Raw genomic sequence first — 24,404 nt, forward strand, 5'->3', positions numbered from 1 at the left:
AGTTTTGTCTCATGAATCAGTTTTTTATCTCATTTCTCGCCTTTGTTGCAGGTGTGTTGCTCACCATTCAGGGTGGACTCAATACGCAGCTTGGCATGTTACTTAAGCATCCGCTCCTGGCTACAGTTACAGCCTTTTTCTTTAGCTTATGTTTTGCATTACTGCTGGTACTGGCAGGGGTGAAAAGCTATCCTTCAGGAGAACAAATCAGAGCGATACCTATTTATCTTTGGTTTGCGGGTGGGCTATTTAGTGTATTAGGAGTTAGCTTGTATTATTATACCATTCCCAAATTAGGCGTGTCTACCATGATCTCTCTGGGACTTTGTGGTCAGCTATTTTTTTCGGTCCTGGCAGGGCATTTCGGATGGTTTGGGCTTCCTATTGAGCCAATCACACTAAAAAGAGCAATGGGCATTCTAGCCATGGGTTCAGGGATATTACTCATAAATTTGAAATGAATATCATACAAGAGAACATCAACAACCTAACCTCACTTTGGCAGACCGTCAGTGAGCCCTATGCAGCCTATCGTTCCCGGCTCCATTTTGACTGTGCCTTAATAAAGGACTCTGGCTGGCCCAACAGGTTATGGTTCAATAAACCTCTAGAAGACATCAACCCGGACCAGGTACGCCTGCATCTCATGCATATGGGCATTCCACTTACCGTACCTCTTTGGGGGCAAAATGGTGATCAAACTGCTTTTGCCAAGAAGGCCGGACTAAAGCTTAAATCTTCTCAAATTGGTATGTCGTTACCCCTCTCAGCACAGTCCTTTCCCGAGCATCAATTAACCGTTAGGTTGGTCCAAAATCCTCAGGACGCTGAAGTATGGAGCGACCGTTTCAAACAGGCATTTGGCTATCATATTCATCCAAAACTACTGACAGATGTAAAAAACACAACTGTATACCTGTATGATGAAGGCTCAGTGCCAGTGGGAACTGGAATACTCCACAAAACGAATCAGATTGCTGGAATCCATTCTATTGGTGTCCTGCCTGAGATGAGAAGAAAGGGATATGCAGAGAAGATCATGTTTCATCTACTCAACGAGGGAATAAAGCTTGGATCCAGTTTGGCTACTTTGCAAGCCTCGGATTTAGGTAAGGGATTGTATTTGAAATTAGGCTTTACAGAAGATTTTTTGATCCAGAGCTATCTTTTGGACGAAGCGCCTTATAGACCTATTGCTCATTCAAACACCGGATTTATTGTCCGTCGTTCAGAATAATATTTGCGTGAACCCAGCTATCGTATTTTTTATGCTTTTTCCAAAAAATGATTAGCAGAACTGCAAGTGCATCCATGACCAAAAGCAGGACGCTTCCCTCAGGTCCAAAATCGCCTCCCGTCCATAGATTGTCAAGCATAGTTGAGCTAATAATAGAAGCTTTGGCAATGTGACCGCTATTGGCAAATCCGAATATGGCGCCCTGCATGGCATTCCATGAAAAATGCATACCTATCGAGATCGCCAATCGACCAGTAATCATAAATGGCAAGGCTATCATCATGGCATCCAGGCCCAGGTTTATAGTGGAAAAAATGGTGGCTCCATCGTTGGAGAAATGTGCCAGGCCAAAAAGAGGTGAAACCAACAGGCAGGCAATAATGGCATTCTTTGCCCGGTCCTTCTTGAAGCCGTTCAGGGTTTCATAAACGATATAGAATAAAAAAGCCCTAAATTCGATTTCTTCAGCAAACCCGACCGTGACTTGTCTAAACAACTCAGATATAAACCCCTGGATAAAAGTGAAGTCAGGAGAACTCACTGTAAAATAATCCTGAATAACCAGGTTGCCTGTTAGCCGCATGGCTAGAAAAAAAAGGGATAACTGAACCACAGCGATCATGCAGCCAAACCCAAATTCAGTCATCCAGGTGCCTTCAATTTTCAATCCGAATTTTTCAAAAGAAGACCTTTCGATGTACTTGATGAGTACGTACAAACTGCCAACCACAGCGCACACATTGATTAATGCTGACAGATTTCCACGCATCAGACCTTTGTCCAACACCTCCCTCAATCCTATCTGCAATGGCGCTGAAATCAAGATCAGTACCAGGAGGAAAAGAAAAAATTTCCAAATGATTCGGACCTTTTGATTTGAGTTGAAAAAGAGTTTCTTCATTATGGTGGTGTTTTGAATCAATCCTAAATTACTGACTATCACCTTACCCTGGCTCAAAGACTTCATTAGCGGTTAAAAATGGCTACCGAGCGGCAAACCTAACTTTAGAGAAGATTTTAATACCTGTTAAGGACATCACAACCGATCATCAGCTGGTACTAAAATTCCGGAGGCAAGTCAAACTTCATTTGTTCCTCAGTGACAGGGTGTTCGAACGCCAACTCTGCAGCCTGTAAATGAAGTCGGCTGTCCGTTTTGCCATAGAGATCATCTCCTACCATGGGCGTGTTGAGTCCCTTTGAATGCGCTGCATGCATCCGCAACTGGTGCGTTCGACCGGTCAATGGCCAAAGATGTACCAGCGTTCGATTGTTGATTCTATTCATCACTTTCCATTGGGTCAAAGCCCTTTTTCCATGCACATGACAAACCAGCTGACGCGGTCTGTCTTCTATATCTGGGCGTAGAGGTAAATCAATTGTGCCTTCGTTCCCAGCGATCTCTCCTTCCAGCAAAGCGATATACCTTTTCTTTATCGTACGCTTTAGGAATTGGGTCTGCAGTGCTTTATGTACTTCTTTGGTCTTGGCCACCAGGAGCAGTCCTGATGTAGCTCGGTCCAAACGATGCACCAACAAAGGACCTGTGGCCTTAGGGTATTGCTGCTCCATTCGTGCCAGCACAGAATCCGCATTGCTCTTGCCCGGCACGGATAAAAACTCGTGAGGCTTGTTCACAACCAACAGGTGCTCATCTTCATAAACAACCTCCAATTTCTTTTCCTCTGTAGATACACTAAGCATCGGACTCTCATCCACCCTCATTCCCTTCAGCATGTGAGCTAAAATGGGTTCACACTTGCCTTTACATGAGGGGTAGAAATAGCCATGCTTACGAATTTCAGAATTGGGCGACTGCCCCCACCAAAACTCTGCCATGGCCAATGGTCTCATGTCATGCAAAAAAGCGTACTGCAACAACTTCGGTAAAGCACAGTCTCCGGCACCCGCCGGTGGAATTTTGAATGGCGTGTTTTTGAAAATATCGCAAACATCTCTCCTATCTGCATCAATATTCAAAAACTCATATTGATCAAAAAGCTGCTGCTGTAAATTTGCCGATAGTTGTCTTCTTTTTGCTTTTAAGGAATCGACCTGCTGCTGGTAAGTATGCAGAGACTGATCACTGTTTTTTATCTGGGCTTTCCAGTGTCTATTGAGGTCCTTGTCTTTGTAGTGGATTTCCAGACTTTCAGCCTTCAAATCCTCCACAAGCTTTTCATACTCCGTGACATTCAAATTTTGCTGTGCCTCTTCTCTCCTGGCTTTGCGTGTCTTTTTTGCCGCTTTTAGCGCTATTTTTGAAGCATTCAGCTCTCTTTCTGCCAGCAACTTTTGTTTCCGATTATCAGCCTGCAGTTCGGTATACTCTTTAGATTTTTCCAGAGTTTCCATCGCGGCGGTCAGCTTTTCTATTTCCTTTTCCCCTTTGCGGAAAAAGCTATCTACGACTAAATAGTCTACCACCGGAGGCACAAAGCCTGGTTGATGATGTTTTCCTGCCAGTTTCCCTGAAAATGCGGATAAAAATCCTGTTTCGCCTTCGTCATTTTGCACCAGCAACACCCCAAACATCTTCCCTACATTCACGCCATCTACAAAGTGATCAATCCCAAAATCATGCTGCCACTCGGTTTGATTTTGAAGATAATCCTGCAACTGTTCGGCCGCCAGTAGGCACAAAGGATGCGGCTCATAAAAGAAGGGATAGGTGAAGTTATCGGGCAACGCGACACCTTCGATAGACTTCTCGAATTGCGTAAAATATCGATTCTTTATGGTCACCTGCTCACTCATGAATGGCAAAGGTAGGGGTAAATATGCAACTTGGACACCTAGTGCCTTGATCTACATGATAAATCTGCTTCTCTAATTTCTCATCCTGAATATCGATAAGAAGGTGTAATTATCTCGAGCCTTTGCGACAGTAATTAATATAAGAATCGACTACAAACGACTATAACCAATTACAAACGATTATAAATGTTTGGTTATGGCTATAGACGAAGGAAATGACCACTTTGCCTTATGACGACAATTCATTCTTCTTATCAATCTGCCATCGAGGCTTTTCAGATTAAGCTTCAAATTTTAAGGTATAGCACTTCCACTCAGCGCACGTATCTAATGATGTTTAAAAAATTCTTATCCTACTTGAATCCAAAGCCCCTCCAGGAGATTTCAAAGTCCTTGATTGAGAACTACCATCACGAATTAATCATAAAAAATAAAGTATCCGCTTCTTATCAAAATCAAAGTATCAACGCAATCAAATTTTATCTGGAACATGTAATAGGGCAGAATCGTGAGACATATGACTTGAAAAGGCCGAAAAAAAGGTTAAAACTACCGATAGTGCTGAGTTTGCCTGAGGTACAAAGAATCCTGAAATCAACTACCAACGTGAAGCATAGAGCGATGCTTACAACCATGTACAGTGCTGGTTTGAGGATTGGAGAAATGATAGACTTAATGATTGCCGACATTGATTCAGAACATATGCGAATTTGGATTAGAGCAGGTAAGGGAGCAAAAGATCGAATTACTGTTCTCTCTCCAAATCTTTTGGCATTGCTTAGGGAGTACTACAAGGCATATAAACCGAGTGTATATCTCTTCGAAGGACCGGATAAAACCAAGTATTCTCAAACCAGCGTGAGAAAAGTATTAGAAAGAAGTGTCAAAAAAGCCGGTCTTCGCAAAAAAGTAGTCCCTCACACACTCAGGCATAGTTTTGCCACACATTTATTGGAAAGCGGGACAAACCTAAGATATATTCAAGTTTTATTAGGTCATACAAGCAGTAAAACGACTGAACTCTATACTCATGTAAATTCCCATAACATGGACGATGTAAAGAGTCCCTTGGACTTTATGTTTTAATCGTATATTTGAAACGTAGATAACACACATTAATGTGTGTTATACAATTGTTATCAGCAATATTGGTTCATGAATAAAACAATCCTTATAATACTCATAGTTTTTGCTTCCAACTTATGTTTCGGTCAACAATGGTACGGAGTAATTAACGATCCAGATCGATACACTAATGTTCGAAAAGGACCTGGAACGAACTTCGAAATAGTTGCTAAGATTCAGGACAATGAGATTTTTTATATTGAAGATTCAGATAACGATTGGTTCTTTATCTACCTTATTGAGAACAACTACCTTGAAGGGTATATCCATTCAAGTAGAGTGAGACGAATATCTGAACTTCAACCAATTGGTGAACGGGAATACAAGTCTGGCCTATTAACTATCAAAGACAAAAAATACGAGTTTACAATTGGACGCTCGGACTTTAAGAAGTCTGATCATGAATATGAACTGCAGGATGACAAGTGGATTATTAAGATTGACGGAACAAGTCCGTATGGCGTTGACGGTAACTACCCATCAACTCAAATCTCAACATTCATATTCAAAATAGACGGTACAACTACGAACATTCCCAAAAGTGCCTACTCAGATCTTTATGAAAACAACCTAGGAGCAACAAGTATCTTCAAAAACATTGATGAAACTATCTACATAACGATGGCTGAAAATAGTGACGGTGCTGGAGGTTACGATGCTGTATGGATATTCAAGGATGGGCAATATCTGAAACGAGTAATAATTATCCCTTGAAAAGTTGATAACAAGGTGTAGGCACGAATGCCCTTGCGAGCTTTTCGAAACAATGCCAGAATAAGCACCGCCGCTCCACGCGGAATCTTTAGAATACCGAGAACGCATTCGTAGTTTCCGCAGCAGTCCAACACTTAGGTTAATGGCTAAACTGACTTTTGTGGTAGTGCGAGGATCGGTTATCTTTCTGCTTTAATCAAGCTGTGAGGGCACATCGTCCTACACAAGCGTTACCAGCAATGCTCACTAACCGAATCAAATGAAACTTTTTGACCCATTAGAAAGAATAGGATTACACCGATCAGCATTGATATTTTTAGAACAATTCGGTTGGATTGAAAGAGAACAACCAATATCTGATGTAGGAATTGATATGCACGTCGAAATTGTAAATGAAGGAATTCCAACGGGGCAAATTTTTGCAGTTCAGATTAAAAGCGGCAGCAGTTACTTTAAAGAACCAACGGAAACAGGTTATATCTATAGAGGTAAGAACAAGCATTTGGAATATTGGTTGAGTCAATCTCTCCCTGTAATAATCTTGATATACGAGCCTAATTTTAATAGCGTTTTCTGGCAGTTGGTAACTCCTTCAAATACTGTTAAAACCGAAAAGGCTTGGTGGATGGAAATTCCCAAGACTCAATTATTGGATAGATCTAAAGAAGATTTGAAAAAGATCTACCATAACCCCAATCATTATGTTGTCATGCATGTTGGAGACGGTTCTCACGCGGGTGCCAGAAGAGTTGAAGTAAGTATTTTAGTCGAAAGTACTCATGCAAAAAGTCGACTCGCTATGAAGAAAATGATTCCTGAGATTATCGATAATTTCAAGCAAAGTGACTATCACAGAAATAGTATTACTAAGGAACAATTTGAAGGTAAAGAAGCAGAGGTTGTAATGTTGTTTTTTTACGATAGCATTCAACAGGTTAACAGAGGACTAACATTTTGTAGAGCAGTATGGAATGATGAAAATTGCAAATTCAAACTTGATCTTTTCGAAGCAGATGAAATAGTAGAACAAATAGAACTAAAATGGGACACTCATTCTGATGCTATTTCCAAAATGATTAATGAAAATGAATTCTCCAAAGGAGATTATTTGGATAAGGCAACTGAATTATTCGTTTCTATTAAAAACTTGTACAATGATTTGATTTCTAGCTTCGGACGATTCGAAGAAAACAAAGACTTCAATGAAATTGAGGGTTTTATATTATCCAAAGAGGCTGAATTCGAGCTTCTAATAAGTAATCCATTGGAAGATGGATTCCCACCTTTGGAATGCGAGGAACTTGATCAACTTATAAGGGAAGCGGCAGCTTTAGTACATAACATTTGGATAGTAATATCAGACCCTAACCAAAATGAAAACAATCAAATACAGCAAATTGGTTACTACCTTAAATTAGTAGCGCCAAAAATCAACCATTATGATTATGAATTAAAGAAAGTAAAATAAAAGCTGGTAACATTCTGTATCAATTCATGGCGGTTTAGCTGTGAATGAAAGTTCTCTGCATTCTGGAAGCCCCGCCATATCTCTGATTAGCACTATGGAATCAAAAAGGGATAGCGCAAATCAGAGATATGGCTATCTTGTAGCCGAAAATCAAACTAAATCACACGCCACGCTTGATACAGTGGCGTTAGCAGCAATCGACTGAACTAAATGAGAAAAATCATACCCTTATTCTTACTTATAGCCTTTGGCTGCCAATCCAACATGAAATTGGACGGAATCTGGGAAATGGATTACACCGTTAATAAAAGTAAAGTCCTTTATTCTCATGGGACAACACTATTGGATTTCTCATCTGATTCTCTCTTTTTCGTTCAAATCGGAAATACTGAATCAGGTCTGATTGATACTATAATTATTGAAGATAATTATTACGAGGTAAGGGATTCAACAATTAGGATCATAGCATCTAATGATACTATAAACCTTATTTTTCATTCAATAACCCTTGACAGTATTGCGTTTTCAATTGACGGTTCTGAAGAAATTTCTGTTGCTAAAAAATTGACCCCTTTAAAGGGAGTTAGAGTTAACCAAAAGGATCTTGTAGGTAAAGGATTTGAAGTACTAAATGGTGAATTCTATCACAAGTTAGATTTCGTGAATGATACAATTTTATTTGATGGAGGCTATCATTCATTTTCGAATTGGAGTATTACGACTTATAAGGATTTCGATTTTTTGAACACTACCGATTGGTTTTTTCCTAAAATCCCTCTGATCAAGCGAAATGACTCAATCGTTGCGCTAACAAATAAGGGACAGGACTTGGCTACCTTTAAAAGCCTAATAGCGCAAAGAACAAAATCAGAATTTATCGGCAAATGGTTGGAGTATGATCGTGAACCTAAATTACCATTAATTAGTAAACTTGATACAGCACAAACATTGTATATAACGACTGACTCTATCAAAATGCAGCGTTTCGGTAAAATAAGAAATTACGTTTTTGAATTGAACAATGAAGGCACAGTTATTCATTTTGCAAACACCCCTTCACCTAGCAAACCATTCTGGAATCCAAGAACGCCAATGGAAATTATAGAGTTAACTTCGGATGAACTAACCCTATTGGAAAGACACAGGGGAGATTCTACAATAATCAAATACAAAAAAGCTGGTAACATTTGATATGAGATACATGGCGGTTTAGCGGAAATGGAAGCGCTGGAGGAATTTGCAAGCCCCGTCGATTCTGCGATGCGACTCATGAGAAAAAAAAATTGTATGAGTCGAATCACAGATTCGGCTATATTAGTATCCGAAACAAAGAAAATATAAAACGCCACGACACCATATCTCGGCGTTATATTCAATTCGTCCTTTTTCGGGCGGGAAAATAATTACCATAGGTAACGTTTTTTAGAAGCTTTTACCGAAATTGAAAACTTGATAAAAAGTGCTTTTAAAGCTTAATTTCGAACATTTAAGAAAACGTTACTTACGATTACATTGAAGGATCCTTTGGGATACCTCGTTTACGATATTTACTTACTGTATATACATACTCTAAGGGCCATTTGTTTTACTAAATCTTAAAAAGATGGCAAAATCAAAAGTAAGTATGGAAATCATCAACCCAAATGCAGCTGGTATTGATGTAGGCAGTCGTTCGCATTTTGTGGCAATCAATCAAAACAAAGACGATGTAAAAGAATTTGGCGTGTATTCTAAAGACCTCAACAATTTGGCTAAATGGTTGATCGAAAGCAATATCAAAACAGTAGCAATGGAGTCTACAGGCAGTTATTGGCAGAACCTCTACACTGAACTAGAACAACAGGGAATTGAAGTTGTACTCGTCAATGGGAAATTCACTAAAAACATCCAAGGTAAGAAGACCGATGTACTCGATTGTATTTGGATACAAAAACTTCACACTTTAGGATTGTTGAGAGGCAGTTTTTTACCCGACCACCACACAGAACAACTCAGAACCCTATGTAGACACAGACACAACCTGATTCACAATGCCGCTAAATCTGTGAAGAGAATGTCTCAAAATCTTCGACTCATGAATTTGAGATTGGACGTAGTGGTTAATGATATTGTAGGACTCACAGGACTTAAAATAATAGATCAAGTTTGTAATGGAGAAACAGATGCACACAAATTAGCAGCCCTCTGACATGCCAATTGCAGAAAATCAGCCGAAGAGATAGCGAAAGGTTTACAAAGTAATGGTAGAGAGGATTATCTATTTGCTCTTAAACAAGAATATGACCAATATCAATACATGCAAAAGCTGATCATAGAGTGTGATGAGCAAATCAAACGCATGCTCAATGATTGGATAGATCAGGATCAAACCAAAAAGTCACTTCATATAGACCCAAAAGTCCATAAGAAGATCAACAAAAACACTCCTAAGAACATAGACTTGAACTTGATATCCTATCAGTTTTTTGATGGACTTGACCTCTATGCCATCGAAGGATTTAGTCACGGTTTAGCATTGACAATCATGAGTGAGCTTGGAGAACAGGGAATACAACAATTTCCTTCGGCTCAACACTTTGCTTCATGGCTAAGGCTATCTCCTAATAACAAAATATCAGGAGGAAAAATACTCCACAGTCGTACACCCAAAGGTAGCAATCGACTCAAAATAGCACTCCGGCAAACCGCCAATGTCGTCGGTAGATTAAAAGACACTCATCTGTCCAACTTCTTTACTCGAATCGCCTATCGAAAAGGACGAGCATCTGCTATCTCAGCAACTGCTCGAAAACTAGCAGTCATCATTTGGAAGATGCTACATGACCATCAACAATACCAACCACCTTCAATCTACGAGTACCTCGATCAAAAACGGAAAAGAAAAGTCCGTGAACTCCAAAAACAAATTGCTAAATTGGACTCCAAAATCAACGAACTAAAACCTGCTTTAAAACCAATTTAGGCAGCTTTTAAAAAACGTTACTTACGATTGCTCACCGAACTCAAAATTTAGAAATATGAAAAAGAACCTATTACTGATAGTTGTATCATTGATAAGCTTTACAAGTTGGGGTCAGACAAACTCTTTTCCATCAACAGGAAATGCTGAAATCAAAAGTGGAAGTTTACTAATTGAAACAAGTACTTGGAGAAGCTCTTTGCTAACTCTTAAAGACACTCATTATTCTCCAAATCAAATCTATCATTTTCAAATCGAAAGTGATGGGCTAAAGATTAAGCAGGATAATAACGCGAATTACAGATTTAAGTCAGGAGGAGATTTTATCGTTCAAAATGGAAAAATTGGAATAGGAACAAATTCACCAAGTTCTACACTAGATGTATTTGGAGGATTGAGAACATCAACTGACCAAAATAGATTTCTATCTATACACTCAAGCAGTGATGGAAATAGCTACATCAATTACACCGGAGGAGGGTCAACATCAAAGCTGGGCTTTCAGATTGATGGAAGTAGTAAAATGTCCCTATTGGATAATGGATTCCTTGGTATCGGTAACTCCGCACCAGAAGAAAAACTGCATGTGTCAGGTAACAACCGAATAGATGGAAGCATAATTCTAAACTCCAATGGTGGTGACCCATACAATGCCATATCATTTAAACATCAAGAGAATACCAAATGGCTAATTGACTATGGAACTTCTAGCACGCACAATCTGAGATTATTGAAATTTTCTTCTCCAACCTCGGCAAGTACATTCATGAACTTCAACTTCGATGGAAATCTGATAGAATTCCCTAGTGCGCCAGTTGCGATAGCAACAACTTCGACAGGTAATCATAAACTTGCGGTTGGAGGTTCTATCGGAGCAAGAGAAATCAAAGTAGAGGCTAGTGGCTGGTCAGACTTTGTATTCTATAAAGGCTATGAACTTCGAACTCTTGAAGAAGTGGAAAAACACATAGCTGAAAAAGGTCATTTACCAGAAATTCCCAGTGAAGTTGAGGTAACAAAGAACGGAATCAATCTCGGAGAAATGGATGCTAAATTGCTTCAAAAGATAGAAGAACTGACACTATATCTCATAGAACAAAATAAGGAAATCATCAAAATGAAGAAGGAAATTTCCGCCTTGAAAAGCAAATAAAAGATCATAACAGATGCTCAAACTCCATAAGCTAACGAGGTGTTTACTAAGACTTCTGCAAAACCATAGTCATAGAAATATTTACAAAGTTCAAGCTTACGGAGTTTAGCTGGGACGTTATCTGTAATTACTTTTATGATTAGAATTAAGAGCAAACTAACTGGCAAACCAAGAGACGTTAAATGGAAGTTCTGGATAGATTCGCCTGAATTCAAAGACACCCGTAATGATTGGGAAATAGTTGAATATCTTGAACCGCCAGTACAGCTATACAAACGACCTAACATACATTCTGAATTCGAAGAAGCTGGAATTCATGATAAATCTGTCGGTGTTAGTATGCATAATCAAAAACCTCAACTTTACCGATTTGATGAACTCGACCCTAAAAATCTTGAAAGCGTAAAAGCAACGAGCATTGCGAATGCAAAACCGAAAAAAAAGCTATTCCAATTCCAATTTTCAAACATCATTTCCAACCCTTGGGGTTCTTGGACTTCATTTGAAAAAGCATCTATTCTTCTAATGACATTGGCTATTATAATTCCTGTAATTTTATACATAATTTCTAAATCGTAATTTTAAAATACAGATAACATGGTGTAGGCACGAATGCCCTTGCGAGCTTTCCGAATCAATGCCAGAAGATTCACCGCCGCTCCTCGCGGAATCTCTAGAATACCGATAACGCATTCGTGGTTTCCTTGGCGGTCTAAATCTGGGCTAATGGCTAAACAGACTTTTGTGGTTGTGCGCGGATCGGCTATCTTTCTGCCTGTAAGGGCACATCGTCCTACACAGGCGCTATGATCAATCGCTACATTTTACGAATTTAATTCTTCAATAATGAAAAAGATATGTTTCTTTATTACCTGCCTCCTTCTTGCATTATCAGCAAATGCACAGTTTGTTGAAAATACTTCTGGAAATTTGACAACTACTGACAAAATTGGAATAGGAGCTAATTTCCCTGCTGGTGAACTACATATACATGGTTCAGAGAATGACGGCTCAGAGACTGTAGATATAGTTTTATCTCAATTTAATGGTTATAGTAAAATTTCAGGGTTATATACTGGGACGAGCAAAGGAGCTATTGCATTTTCTACTGCAAATGGAATCATAGCTGTTACGCATGAAAGAATGAGAATACGTTCTGATGGTAATGTTGGAATTGGAACTATTAATCCAAGTGAAAAACTTCAAGTCAATGGAAATGCTTCAATTCTCGATGGAAATATGATTTTCAATAATAGTAGTACAAATTTGGTTGAAAGTGGGACAATCAGATGGAATGAATATTCTAACAACATAACCAGTATCTCTGGAGCATTTATTAAATATGATGGAAGTAGCAATTATCTCCAAATTTCAACAAATACTGAAAGTACAAATTATGAACATCTAAGAATTTACAGGGGAGGCAATATTCTAATGCAGCCTAACTCAGGAAGCGTAGGAATTGGAACAACAACAACTGGATCTCATAAATTGGCTGTTCATGGCTCAATCGGAGCAAGAGAAATTAAAGTAGAAGCTACTGGCTGGTCAGACTTTGTTTTTGATGACGATTATGAACTTCGAACCCTTGAAGAAGTAGAAGAACACATTGCTGAAAACGGTCATCTCCCAGATATCCCAAGCGAATCAGAAGTAACGAAGAACGGTATCGATTTAGGTGAGATGGATGCCAAACTGCTTCAGAAAATTGAAGAACTCACACTATATATGATTGAGATAAATAAGGAACTCAAAGAGGTCAAAGCCTTAAATACCAAGCAAGAAGAAGAACTGAAAACACTAAGAAATCAATAAAAAGATCATAACAAAAGCTAAAATCAAATCATCCATATATGAAAAAGTTAATTCTGTTAGTGTTTCTATTCAGTGGCATCAATTTGCAAGCGCAAGAACAAGTCCAAACCAACTTAGGTTCTAAAAGTGATTTTGTCTATAAAGATGGTGATGTAGGAGTTGGAACTTCAAGTCCGGGATCAAAGCTTCATATTAATTCATCATCTTCTAGGGCAATTCGTTTTACCAGAAGTGGGGCAAACATTTTCGGTTACGAAATAGGTGGCTCAACTTTTGGGTTATACGATTTCACTAATAATCAATACAAATGGCGAACTGGAAATGGAAATATGCTCCTAGTTGAGGCTTCTGGAAATGTTGGAGTCGGAACATCTGATCCTGATTCGAAGATTCATGTTAATTCATTAGGTTCTTCTATTATTCGGTTCACAAGAAGCGGAGCTAACGTTTTCGGCTATGAAATCGGTGGTTCAACGTTCGGTCTTTATGATTACTCTAGCAGCGAGTACAAATGGCGAACTGGAAATGGAAATGTTTTCTTAGTTGAAACCACTGGCAGTGTTGGCATAGGAACAACCTCAATGGGAACTCACAAACTTGCTGTAGAAGGTACTATCGGAGCACGTGAAATCAAAGTAGAAGCAAATGGTTGGTCTGACTTTGTTTTTGAGAAAGATTATGAACTACTAACTCTAGAAGAAGTCGAACAACACATAAACGAAAATGGTCATCTTCCCGAAATCCCAAGTGAGGCTGACGTAACTGAGAATGGCATCAACCTCGGAGAGATGGATGCGAAACTGCTTCAGAAAATTGAGGAATTGACTCTTTACATGATCAATATGAACAAACAAGTGAAATTTCAGAACCACCGAATGAAGCAACTTGAGCTAGAGAATGCTAAAATGAGAGCAGAAATCTCCGAGCTAAAATGAACAAAAGATATTGACAAATGTGCTAACAACTAATTTAAAAAAAATGAAAAAATCAATACTTAACCTGATACTACTCATGGCCAGCATACCCTCATTTGCACAATGGACCGGTTTTCCTTCTGTTACCATACCAAATGGAGGATTAAATTTTGATCAAGGCATAAAAATCCGAACTAATTGGGGAAATTATGAAGTGGGTCGAGGGGGTGGTCTAATTACGCAAAATGCGGATGTAATTACTGGTGGTATATTCGGCATAAGACAAAACAATAATTGGGAAGGTGCCCTAACGTTTTACACTCATAATAATTCTAGCGGAAATACCTTTGGAAGCACATTTACCGAAAAAATGCGCTTGAATTCTTCTGGTAATCTTGGTATTGGTACATCAAACCCACAGACGAAGCTGGATATACAAGGAAGTGGAGAAGATATTAGAATTTCAAGAATTCTTGGCTGGAATACTGACAATGATAAAATCGGAGGGGTCTATTTCAATGTGAGAAATTCATGGGATTTGCATGATAGAAATGGAGCAAGAATTGAATCCTATTCTGATACCTATAATGACAGACAGGATTTAAGGTTTTCTACCAACTACGGTAACGTAATAGAAAGAATGAGAATAACATCAACAGGAAATGTTGGAATTGGGACTACTCAACCTGATAGCAAATTGGCTGTGAATGGAACAATTCATTCTAAGGAAGTCAGAGTTGACCTAAGCGGTTGGTCTGACTTTGTTTTTGAGAAAGATTATGAACTACTAACCCTTGAAGAAGTAGAAGAGCACATAAGCGAGAAAGGTCATCTTCCCGAAATACCTAGTGAAGCAGAAGTAACTAAGGATGGAATTAACCTTGGTGTGATGAATGCTAAACTGCTTCAAAAAATAGAAGAATTAACGCTACATCTAATAGAAATGAACAAACAATTAAAAGCTCAAAATGAAGAAATCGAGAAGCTCAAAAAGAAATAAAACATCATAACAAATTGATTGCCTATGCGCATTTGTATTTCTTGAAAAAGGGTTGAATCCCATGTTCAAAATTTGAAATAGTTTTGCTAATGAGTAGAGCTAAATGCAGTTATACATAAGTATTTAAGTAACAATCTTACAAAAATTTCATATATTCGTTTAAGAATAATTAATTAAAAAAATAACCAATGCTAACCGAAAAAAAGTTCCTGAAGTTACTTTTACTGAGTAAAATAATTTCATTGAGATATTTGGCCTTTTTTTTATTGACCACTTTGTCGATTGATGATCTTGAAGCTCAGAATACTGTAAGTCACCTTGAAGAGCCTATCTGGAGCTCAAAGCTAACTCAGACCAGCACTTTTGAAGAATCTTTGGTCTCTCTCAATTTATCTGATGCCGTGTTGAGAAGTATCGATAAAGTAGAAATTGATGTAGCCGAAGACCTCTTCAAAAAAAATATTCTTCTGGAAGAAAAAGCGCTTGAGATACACAAATCCGATGAGTACGACATACTATTTTTGAGATATTACTTATCGTCAAGCTCAGACGGAGTTACAGAATTTGAAAATTCAGTGGTCTCATTTCCCATTGAGAAGCTTCAACCAAACGACTACCTGAGAGAAACTCTAGTTTCCATAAACAGCAATAAAAATTCAGGCATGCAAGGAACTAGTCCTAACCATTCAGACCAAATAATTGGTAATGACAACGATGAGGGGTTACTTAAACAAAACTACCCCAATCCGTTTCAGACCGAAACGAAAATTCAATTTGAACTCCCCTCTAATTTTAGTTCTGCTAAAATTGTAATATCTGATATGAATGGGCGCCAACTGATCACTTTTGATTCTTTTACTTCCAAGGATAACCAAATCCAAATAGGAAGGGACAGGCTATCAAAAGGAACCTATTTCTATCACCTATTAGTTGATGATAGTCACATCTCAACTAAAAAAATGATCGTCAGATAAAATTTTAAGATCAATTACAAAAAGCATGGACAATTTTAAGATTATGAATAAAACGATTATATGTGTAATTCTCGCGCTTTTTGTATCGAGAATTGGCTATGGACAATCAGCTTACACATTGCCAGTAGATATTGAAATATCAGAGGATGCCATCAATCTTTTCTTATTAAAACAATACAACGATTTAGGTAATGCTACATCAGCGACCTATAACTACCAGGGGGTTGATTTTACAGCAGAGTTGTTGCCATTGACTATAGATCTGAAAAATGATTTAGCGGCAACGTATTTGGGATTTGCTGCCAGAGTTAGTTGGGACAATTCGAGCGTAGAAGTCTCTTTTACCTACAATATTTCGTTCGATTTCAGTGGTATAGACGAATTGAGTACAACCATTATTATTGAAGACGTACGAAGTGGTATTCAAAACAATAGCCTTCCTGATCCGGTAAAGAACTTTGTTCTTGGTGCTTTTGATGATTTAAACCTACAAGCATACCCAGATGCATTGGTTGAGCGACTCAATCAGGACCCTGTGATTGAAGAGCATCCCATTGAATTTACCTCTTTCAGTGATGTTTTTGAAGTCAATGAAGATGCATTAAACATTACTGTGACCTTTGATTTGCTTGCTGAAGAACCAATGATGGAATTGATGCTGACAGCTAATAATGAAATTAGATGTCGTTTGAATTTTAAAGCAGAATTTAAAGGAGCCATACTCACCTATGGAAACAATTACTTTTACTCCGAAGAAACATTTGCAAATTACGGCACTGAATATACTTTCTCTCCGGTGACAATAGCACAAATTGAATCAGGTGTAATACATGCAGTAAATAGTAAAAATGCTTATAAAGCATATTTTTCGCTCAGTTCTTTAGTGCCGGGCGTTTGGATTCAACCTGATAAATTTTATTAATTCCTAACTAACATGAAAAAGGTACTTTTACTTCTTACAATTGTCTGGTTTTGCTTTGTGCAAAATCTATCAGCATCAGATGGCGTTAAGATTAAGGTTTCAGAGCAAACACTTAATGATTTAATTGATTTAGCCAGCTTGTCACAATTACTTAGTTATTCTGTTTGGGAGAGAGGAGCTCTTCTTCAGTTTATTCTAAATTGCGATGGTGGCGTAGAATACAAAGAACAAGAATTTTATCATGCGACTTTAGCCAATACGGTAAGTTTGGATATACAGGCAAATAATAGATTCAGCCTGACATCAACACAAAAACATACAAATGGAGATGATATCTTTTTAATCGGAACAGGTAATCTAAAATCACCAATTTCAATATTTAATAACCACTTAATGGTCATTCATATAAAAGCATTTGGAACGATTAATGGATATTTTAATTTCGAGAATAACAAATTGAAACTTGTGTTGGACGATGTGGATTTACACGTTATTCTTAATACAGATGGCGGTACGTCATGCAGCTCAAATTGGGCACTTCCTGTAGGATTTCTTGACTCTCCATGGGAGATAGATGTGAACATTGGTTCCTCATTACTACCGCAAGCTTTGAAAGGTTATTTCACAACCGACTCACCATCTATTACAACTTCATCAAATGAGCTTACTGTAACTTATGAGACAATACCATTTAAGGAAACAGAACTGGATGGTACGTACTCTGCTAGTGCCGCTCATGAAGTAAACCTTAACGGTAAGACCGTACCTTCAACCGCCAGCAATTCAAAAATTACTGCAGGTGATGTCATCATATTGAAGAATTTTATTGTTGAAAACGGAGCTACATTCAGTGCCAAAATACAATCTCATGATTTTGGTACCGAAGTAATAGATTAACACTTTGCTTTGGCAGATGAAGAAGTATTGATTTTCAATCTTATAAATCAGCAACAGAATACACCTGGCAAAAGACAATAAACATAACACCACACGGTAATATGAGGAAATCGTGTGCTTCCATCCTTCTTACAAGACGTTCCAAGACTGATCCTTTTCGTCAATCGTCTAGCATGATATGTGCAGTTTTTGAACACGCTATTGCAAATAATGGTAGCAGAAGGCCGAATAATCATGAATAAAGAAAGGGCCTCAGAACCGATCCAATACCCAAAGAAAATTAATAGACTAAACTACAACCTGCACCAGGTAAAAATGCGTTGAAAAGCATTCCACACCCATTGTCAGCATTTATTCAATTCAGAAAATATGAATATCAAACATTGTTTTTTATTAATCCCGGGACTAACCCTTATTTTGCAAAGTTGTAAGCCAACTCATTCAAGTAACTCCTATCCACATGAAAAACTACCTGGCAACACGCCTGAATTATTTGCCCCCTCAATGGTTAATACAGATCATATAGAAATCAACACCGTGTTCAACGCCACTTTTACTGAGTTGTTTTTCACAAGAATTATTGACGGAAATTTCATAATACATCATGCGGAGTTAATTGATGGTCATTGGACTGCACCCCAACCCATTCAAATGTTTGCTGACCAAGCCAGTAATTCTGTGGCTATCGACCCATCAATCACTCAAGATGGCAACACCATGTATTTTCTTGGGATTAGTCCAGAAGACCGTGCTAATAATGCGCTCCCGGACATTTATAGAAGTCAAAAAATAGATGATCAATGGCAGATAGCATCAAGGGTTGAATACCCCATATCAACAGAAACATATGCAGAATCCTATCCCGTAGTGGTAGCCGATGGAAGTCTCTATTTCACATCCGACCGACCCGGTGGTTTAGGTAAAAGGGATATATATAGAGCTCAATATTTAGGAGATGGTAAATTTGATACACCGGAAAATATCGGTCCGGAAGTGAATTCAGAAAAAAATGCTCGCGGTACCTACGTGTCACCAGACGAAAGTTTATTGATCACTTCGGGCCTGACTTCCGAAAGAGGGTTTGATGTATCCTTCAAAGATGGAAGCAAATGGCAAACACCGGTTCATATTGACCTTGGAGAACCATTGGACAATGACTGGATATATTTTTGCCCATATATGTCGCCGGACGGTAAGTATTTTTTCTTTTCAAAAAGATACAGCAACCCTCCTGAAAGTGGATGGAAAGGTGTGACCAAGGGAGAAGTATATTGGGTAGATGCTAAAAATATATGGAGCCTTACAAGAAAATAAACAATTGTTGACTACGGATAAAATAATATCTGAAACGGTGGTAAATTATAGCGCTGTTCTTACATCCATCGAGGGCGAAATAGGCAAGAATGAATCCACAGGAAATAGATAATCTTAGTGAGAATGAAATAGGAAAGTTGTTTCCGATCGTACTTTCAAAGCCAAATCCAAAATGGAAATTGTTGTACAAGAATGAAAAAAAAGAACTTATTGAAAGGTTGGGTAGATATGCCCTAAGAATCGAGCACATAGGTAGTACCGCAATTCCAAACATTCTGTCCAAACCTACAATTGATATCTTAGTCGAAATTCCTGATAATAAGGAAATAGAAAATCAAATATCTACAAAAATGAAGTCCCTGGGCTATTATTTTGTGCACAGAACAGATCGTAAACCACCCTACTTAATGTTTATAAAGGGTGTTTCTGTGAAAGGAGTAACCGGGCAAACCTATCACATACACATGGCTAAGAAAGACCATCCCATATGGGACAAAGTCTACTTTCGAGATTATTTAATCCAGCATCAAGATTTGGCCATTCAATACGAAAATCTAAAATGCGAACTGGCCAAAAAACACAGAAATAACAGGGATGGATATACTGATGGAAAAAAAGAATTTGTAATGAGAATAACCCAAGAGGCTAAAGAAAAATATGAATAACTTCGATCTTTAACCAGACATTAAGCCAAAACCCATCACTCTTATGAAAAATTTCAATGCTCTACTCACAGGACTATTATTGATCCTCGCTGCCTGTCAGCAACAAAAGCTCACCCCATTTGATCAGCATTTCACCAATGGCAGCCTGCGGATTGATTATTTTCATTCCGGAGATGCCAAGACCGAAACCGTGGCAATAGACCAAATTTATAACTATGACACCTGGGCCGGCAGCCTAACCAACCTGATCGATCAACTCAATTACGGCGCGTACTATTACAAAATATATGACCAAGCCTCTGAGGAAGTGATTTACTCCAAAGGTTTTGATAGTTACTTTAAGGAATATCAGGTAAGCCGCCCTGCCTTGGAAGGGCAAGTGAAGCAGTTTCACGAATCAGCCATCATCCCTTTTCCTAAAAAGAAGATCATTTTTGTTCTGGAAAAAAGAAACGCGTCAGGCAGTATGGACGAAGTGTTCAGACGAGCCATTGATCCTAAGCAGGCAGTAGAAAAGCCATTCGATCCGGATGTTCGAGTATATACCGGCCTCGAAAGTGGAGACCCCAACACCTCCGCTGATATTGCCATCATAGGAGAAGGATATACGGCAGACGAAGATCAAAAATTCCAGGATGATCTCAAGCGGTTTACTGAAGTGTTTTTCAGGGCAGAACCGTGTAAGTCTAATAAGAGCAAGTTCAACATTCGCGGTGTACTCAAACCATCAGTGGACAGCGGCATAGATGAGCCGAGAGCAGGAATAGATAAAAACACAGCCGTAAATGCATCTTTTAATACAATGGGTTCAGAACGATATGTATTGACCGAAGACAATCGAGCGCTACGTGACCTTGCAGGTCATGCTCCTTATGACGCACTCTACATCATGGTCAACCATAGCCGTTATGGCGGTGGAGGGATCTACAATTTCTACTGTGTATATACCTCAGACAACATAGACAGCGATTATTTGATGGTGCATGAATTCGGCCATTCCTTTTTTGGGCTGGCCGACGAATATTATACCTCTTCAACTGCCTACAACGATTTCTACTCGGCTGATTATGAACCAAACGAGCCAAACATTACAGCCCTGAAAGACCCGGAACAAGTCAAGTGGAAACATTTGGTCAGTGATAGTATGTCCATACCTACACCCTGGTCGAAATCAAAATTCGACAGTTTGGATTTGATATGGCAAAAGCAAAGAGCCCAGATGAATGATGCGATTGCAGCACTTCAGAAAAACGGAGCAAGCGAAAAGGAAATTACCGAAGCGAAAGCCCAGTACGATAAGAAAAGCACAGAAAGGAATACCGAAGTGCAAGCCTATCTAGAAGGCAGCCAATTTGCAGGTAAAGTTGGAGCTTTTGAAGGCGCCGGATATGCGTCAACCGGTCTCTACCGTTCTTCGGTCAATTGCATCATGTTTACTCGAACTGATTATTTCTGTCCGGTTTGTCAGGAAGCCATGGTGAATGTGATTAATTCTTACTCCGATTAATCTAATTTTTAGCCTGCCAGCAGTAATCTAAATCCTGTCATGTTGTTTTAGGACGCCTCAACTGAAACGAAGCATCAAAGTATAAACATTCAGAGCCGGAGCAAAAACACGCACGGGATCATCTAAAAAACAAAACGTTGAAGCCCGATCTATTCAAACGGCGAGCAAAAAGATGCAAAATCGAAGCAAAAAGATGAGAGCGCCCGGCAAAAAGATTCAAGCTTGAATCAAAGTATATGCGCGATTGAATATAAAAGATGATCGATTGAGAAAAAAAGATGCTCGGTCGAAGCTCAATCGTATCAAGCGAATTTCTAAAAAACTCAACATTGACTCAAAAAGCTTCGGCATTGAATGGTGGAGCTGATCAGCCGGAGAAAAAACACTCAAGAGATCATATAAATAATAAAACACCGAAGTTCGATGAGCCAAATGGCGAGCAAAAAAATGTAAGCTCGAAGCAAAAAGCTTCGACCGGGGTGCTCCGAGATTCGAACAGGGCGCAAAAAGGTGTGAGCTCGGAGCAAAAAGACTCGAGCAGGGGGCTCAGAGGTACCCCCTCCTGCTTTATTTAGTACTTGATTCCGATAGATTAGTGAGACAAATACCGCTCTTCCGACTGTTTAATGTATGATTGGTCGTAAATTGTACCAACAGAATTTAAGATCTGATGATAAACGAAGGTATGAAGAGAAACAGCAAAACCTGGACATGCTTCCTTTTAATGCTAGCTTCCATCAGTATACACGCACAATCCAATTTTAATATCTCGGGTCGATGGAGTGGTCCCATCGGTGTTCCACTGGGAGAAGATCTTCTGGGAGAGTATGATTTTGAGCAGTCCGGCTTGATCGTGCAGGGGCATATCAAGATGACAAGTCTGAATGGAAAAGATTCTTCCAGGTACCAGTTTTCCGGGGTAGTCAAAAATGGAGTTGTTCATCTGAAAGGAACAAAGTTCGATTATAAGTCACCCGGAGCGTGTCTGGCGCTGACGATATTGAACTATTCAAAAAATGAGGATGGAGAAAAACTGATTGGAAAATGGCATGGAAATTTACTTCCCTCTACCTGTCCTCCGGGTGTTTCCGGGAAAATTGAACTCTCCAGAGTCATTGAATCTAATGCCGAACGAAACCAACAATCAACTCCTAGCCTTCAGGTGAACCGTACTGATGTCGAAGGCAATGCCCTGCTGAAGGCACTCAGTCAGAGAAAATATTACGCGCTGATTATAGGGATCAACGAATATGCAGATGATGGAATTTCCGATCTGGACAACCCGATTAGTGATGCCGGTGAAATGAAACGTGTACTGCAAAACTATTATTCTTTTGATCCAGAGAACATCAAATTGCTTTCCAACCCCACGCGCACAGGAATCATAGAAGCGTTTGACGATTTCAGTGAAAGAATTACCCCTTTGGACAATTTTTTGGTTTTCTACGCCGGTCATGGCATTTGGGACGAACGTCTTGGTCAGGGTTTTTGGCTTCCCTCCGACGCCAAAAAGAACTCTAAAGCACAGTGGCTTTCCAATAGTACCATTCGCGATTATATTGGAGGTATTGAAACCAAACACACACTGCTGATTACAGACGCTTGTTTTAGCGGTAGCATTTTCAAAGAAAGAACCGTAACTTTTGAAAACAGCAGAGCCATACTTGAAATGTACAAATTAGCAAGCCGCAAGGCCATGACCAGCGGAGCCTTAAAGACGGTTCCTGATCAAAGTGTATTTATTACTTACCTAACCAAAAGTCTGGTCAACAATGATCAACCGCTGCTTTCTGCAGAAGACCTGTTTCGCACCTTCAAAATAGCCGTAATCAACAATAGTCCAAATGGTCAGGTACCTCAGTATGGTGCTATTGGTCAGGTTGGAGATGAGGGAGGAGACTTTATTTTTTTAAAACGATCTGATCAGTAATTTTTCACCATAAGACATCTCGTTGTAGAACAGCATAGTGCTAAAAACAAAATATCTCCGACTGTAACATTCTACCTGATGCCTCAATCAGTGAACGGTAAGAGCGAAATGCCAATAGCAAGCAGATTCGTTGACATGTGAAACAAAAGCGGATACTGAAACCCAAAGGATATCCTCGTATATCCATAAATGAGTGCACTCATCAGTTGAGGCAAGGTAAGCAAGGGCAAAAGGGCTATGTTCAGCCAGGTCAGTTCATACTTGAATACATGCACAGCGGCAAAAAGCACACAGCTTAAGTAATAAATAGTTCGAAAATGTATTCGCCAAAACATGGCCAACCGAGCTTTTACCTTCTTTAAATTGAATATAGACAACAAAATAAAACTAAACATCATAGCAGGAAGCATTCTCATCATAAAGGTGTCATCGATGGCACTGATTTTAGTATGATAAACTGCCTTGGTCAATATATAATATAGCAGGACACCTGAGGAAAGAGCTAAATAGACTGGCTTAAATCTGAGTGATAAACGAAAGCAAACTTCCTCAAGCACAGGAAGAATCAATCCACCCACAAGGAGCAAAATCAACGGCGAAAACCTGTCCGCCATACTGGCGCCTGTTTGATTCTTGGGATCGTAGACGAGTGCAAAAAACAAGATCAATGGTATCAGAAAAACCATTTTCAATATAAACAGGCCTATGGTATCGTATATTTTGAATTTGGTTGACTTGGAAAGCAACATCAATTGGCTCGGTTTCCTGATAAACTGAAGAAGATCTCTTAGCAGCGATTGATAATAGCGTAGTTTGAGGAATGGGTATTTCATGTTTTATGGATTTAAATACTAGACCCTCAATCGCATACTTCGTTACACGGAAATTATCCGAAATACTTAAATCTGTTGATCTACTCTCATGCTCTCATCTAGGGCTTATTTATTTAATCAATAAAATTGTATTAAATTACTATAATATATAATTATCCGATCAATCTGCGAGTGAATAATCCACCGCCTGTTTCCTCGGACTTAAGATTTAAAACCTAAA

Annotated in this window: 24 protein-coding genes; 21 read left to right on the forward strand and 3 right to left on the reverse strand. The window is 38.9% G+C overall.

All coding sequences use genetic code 11. The annotated features are described in order from the left end of the window. Positions 1–11 precede the first annotated feature (11 nt). Entirely contained in the window at positions 12–461 is a 450-nt protein-coding gene (locus tag ABJD64_RS13385; protein WP_348179396.1) for a DMT family transporter, read from the forward strand. Further along, entirely contained in the window at positions 458–1,237 is a 780-nt protein-coding gene (locus ABJD64_RS13390; protein WP_348179397.1) for a GNAT family N-acetyltransferase, read from the forward strand. Before ABJD64_RS13385 ends, ABJD64_RS13390 begins: the two co-directional genes overlap by 4 nt. Here the strand turns inward: ABJD64_RS13390 and ABJD64_RS13395 are convergent. Together ABJD64_RS13395 and ABJD64_RS13400 are read right to left on the reverse strand one after the other, a co-directional pair. Next, entirely contained in the window at positions 1,215–2,138 is a 924-nt protein-coding gene (locus tag ABJD64_RS13395) for a CPBP family intramembrane glutamic endopeptidase (protein WP_348179398.1), read from the reverse strand. The genes ABJD64_RS13390 and ABJD64_RS13395 overlap by 23 nt on opposite strands. A gap of 158 nt (positions 2,139–2,296) precedes the next feature. Next, a complete protein-coding gene (locus ABJD64_RS13400; RefSeq protein ID WP_348179399.1) occupies positions 2,297–3,994 on the reverse strand; it encodes a pseudouridine synthase in 1,698 nt (565 codons plus the stop codon). A 231-nt stretch (positions 3,995–4,225) separates the two neighbouring features. Between ABJD64_RS13400 and ABJD64_RS13405 the strand changes: the two genes are divergently transcribed. The 19 genes from ABJD64_RS13405 (at position 4,226) to ABJD64_RS13495 (ending at position 23,351) form a co-directional block, all read left to right on the forward strand. Then, positions 4,226–5,080: a tyrosine-type recombinase/integrase gene (locus ABJD64_RS13405; protein ID WP_348179400.1), complete on the forward strand. Its 855-nt coding sequence runs from the start codon at positions 4,226–4,228 to the stop codon at positions 5,078–5,080. A gap of 69 nt (positions 5,081–5,149) precedes the next feature. Continuing rightward, on the forward strand, positions 5,150–5,833 hold the full coding sequence (locus ABJD64_RS13410) for an SH3 domain-containing protein (RefSeq protein ID WP_348179401.1): 684 nt from the start codon (positions 5,150–5,152) through the stop codon (positions 5,831–5,833). Between the two features lie 259 nt (positions 5,834–6,092). Next, entirely contained in the window at positions 6,093–7,301 is a 1,209-nt protein-coding gene (locus ABJD64_RS13415) for a DUF4365 domain-containing protein (protein WP_348179402.1), read from the forward strand. Positions 7,302–7,511: 210 nt separating this feature from the next. Next, positions 7,512–8,492: a hypothetical protein gene (locus ABJD64_RS13420; RefSeq protein ID WP_348179403.1), complete on the forward strand. Its 981-nt coding sequence runs from the start codon at positions 7,512–7,514 to the stop codon at positions 8,490–8,492. 412 nt (positions 8,493–8,904) lie between these two features. Further along, complete coding sequence (locus tag ABJD64_RS13425; RefSeq protein ID WP_348179404.1) at positions 8,905–9,489, forward strand: transposase; 585 nt, start codon at positions 8,905–8,907, stop codon at positions 9,487–9,489. Positions 9,490–9,597: 108 nt separating this feature from the next. Beyond that, a complete protein-coding gene (locus ABJD64_RS13430) occupies positions 9,598–10,263 on the forward strand; it encodes a transposase (RefSeq protein ID WP_348179405.1) in 666 nt (221 codons plus the stop codon). 55 nt (positions 10,264–10,318) lie between these two features. Continuing rightward, positions 10,319–11,413, forward strand: a complete 1,095-nt coding sequence (locus tag ABJD64_RS13435) for a hypothetical protein (RefSeq protein WP_348179406.1) — start codon at positions 10,319–10,321, stop codon at positions 11,411–11,413. Between the two features lie 135 nt (positions 11,414–11,548). Beyond that, on the forward strand, positions 11,549–11,992 hold the full coding sequence (locus tag ABJD64_RS13440; RefSeq protein WP_348179407.1) for a hypothetical protein: 444 nt from the start codon (positions 11,549–11,551) through the stop codon (positions 11,990–11,992). Positions 11,993–12,259: 267 nt separating this feature from the next. Beyond that, entirely contained in the window at positions 12,260–13,228 is a 969-nt protein-coding gene (locus ABJD64_RS13445) for a hypothetical protein (protein ID WP_348179408.1), read from the forward strand. Positions 13,229–13,266: 38 nt separating this feature from the next. Beyond that, complete coding sequence (locus ABJD64_RS13450; protein WP_348179409.1) at positions 13,267–14,163, forward strand: hypothetical protein; 897 nt, start codon at positions 13,267–13,269, stop codon at positions 14,161–14,163. 43 nt (positions 14,164–14,206) lie between these two features. Further along, a complete protein-coding gene (locus ABJD64_RS13455; protein ID WP_348179410.1) occupies positions 14,207–15,142 on the forward strand; it encodes a hypothetical protein in 936 nt (311 codons plus the stop codon). A 188-nt stretch (positions 15,143–15,330) separates the two neighbouring features. Then, positions 15,331–16,116 carry a T9SS type A sorting domain-containing protein gene (locus ABJD64_RS13460; RefSeq protein WP_348179411.1) on the forward strand — a complete coding sequence of 262 codons (786 nt, stop codon included), beginning with the start codon at positions 15,331–15,333 and terminating at the stop codon, positions 16,114–16,116. Between the two features lie 25 nt (positions 16,117–16,141). After that, positions 16,142–17,038, forward strand: a complete 897-nt coding sequence (locus ABJD64_RS13465) for a hypothetical protein (protein WP_348195137.1) — start codon at positions 16,142–16,144, stop codon at positions 17,036–17,038. Between the two features lie 12 nt (positions 17,039–17,050). Continuing rightward, positions 17,051–17,935 (forward strand): hypothetical protein, encoded by an 885-nt coding sequence (locus ABJD64_RS13470; protein WP_348179413.1) that lies wholly within the window; start codon positions 17,051–17,053, stop codon positions 17,933–17,935. Between the two features lie 369 nt (positions 17,936–18,304). Next, positions 18,305–19,249 carry a hypothetical protein gene (locus ABJD64_RS13475; RefSeq protein ID WP_348179414.1) on the forward strand — a complete coding sequence of 315 codons (945 nt, stop codon included), beginning with the start codon at positions 18,305–18,307 and terminating at the stop codon, positions 19,247–19,249. A gap of 89 nt (positions 19,250–19,338) precedes the next feature. After that, complete coding sequence (locus ABJD64_RS13480; RefSeq protein WP_348179415.1) at positions 19,339–19,914, forward strand: GrpB family protein; 576 nt, start codon at positions 19,339–19,341, stop codon at positions 19,912–19,914. Between the two features lie 43 nt (positions 19,915–19,957). After that, the gene (locus tag ABJD64_RS13485; RefSeq protein ID WP_348179416.1) at positions 19,958–21,421 is read left to right on the forward strand and encodes a M64 family metallopeptidase; all 1,464 of its coding nucleotides are present in this window, start codon (positions 19,958–19,960) and stop codon (positions 21,419–21,421) included. Between the two features lie 329 nt (positions 21,422–21,750). Then, the gene (locus tag ABJD64_RS13490; RefSeq protein WP_348195140.1) at positions 21,751–21,996 is read left to right on the forward strand and encodes a hypothetical protein; all 246 of its coding nucleotides are present in this window, start codon (positions 21,751–21,753) and stop codon (positions 21,994–21,996) included. 110 nt (positions 21,997–22,106) lie between these two features. After that, positions 22,107–23,351 carry a caspase family protein gene (locus ABJD64_RS13495; protein ID WP_348208200.1) on the forward strand — a complete coding sequence of 415 codons (1,245 nt, stop codon included), beginning with the start codon at positions 22,107–22,109 and terminating at the stop codon, positions 23,349–23,351. A gap of 83 nt (positions 23,352–23,434) precedes the next feature. Here the strand turns inward: ABJD64_RS13495 and ABJD64_RS13500 are convergent, their stop codons facing one another. Then, a complete protein-coding gene (locus ABJD64_RS13500) occupies positions 23,435–24,184 on the reverse strand; it encodes a hypothetical protein (RefSeq protein ID WP_348179419.1) in 750 nt (249 codons plus the stop codon). Positions 24,185–24,404: the final 220 nt, after the last annotated feature.

Source organism: Reichenbachiella sp., assembly GCF_039944555.1.
Lineage (GTDB): Bacteria > Bacteroidota > Bacteroidia > Cytophagales > Cyclobacteriaceae > Reichenbachiella.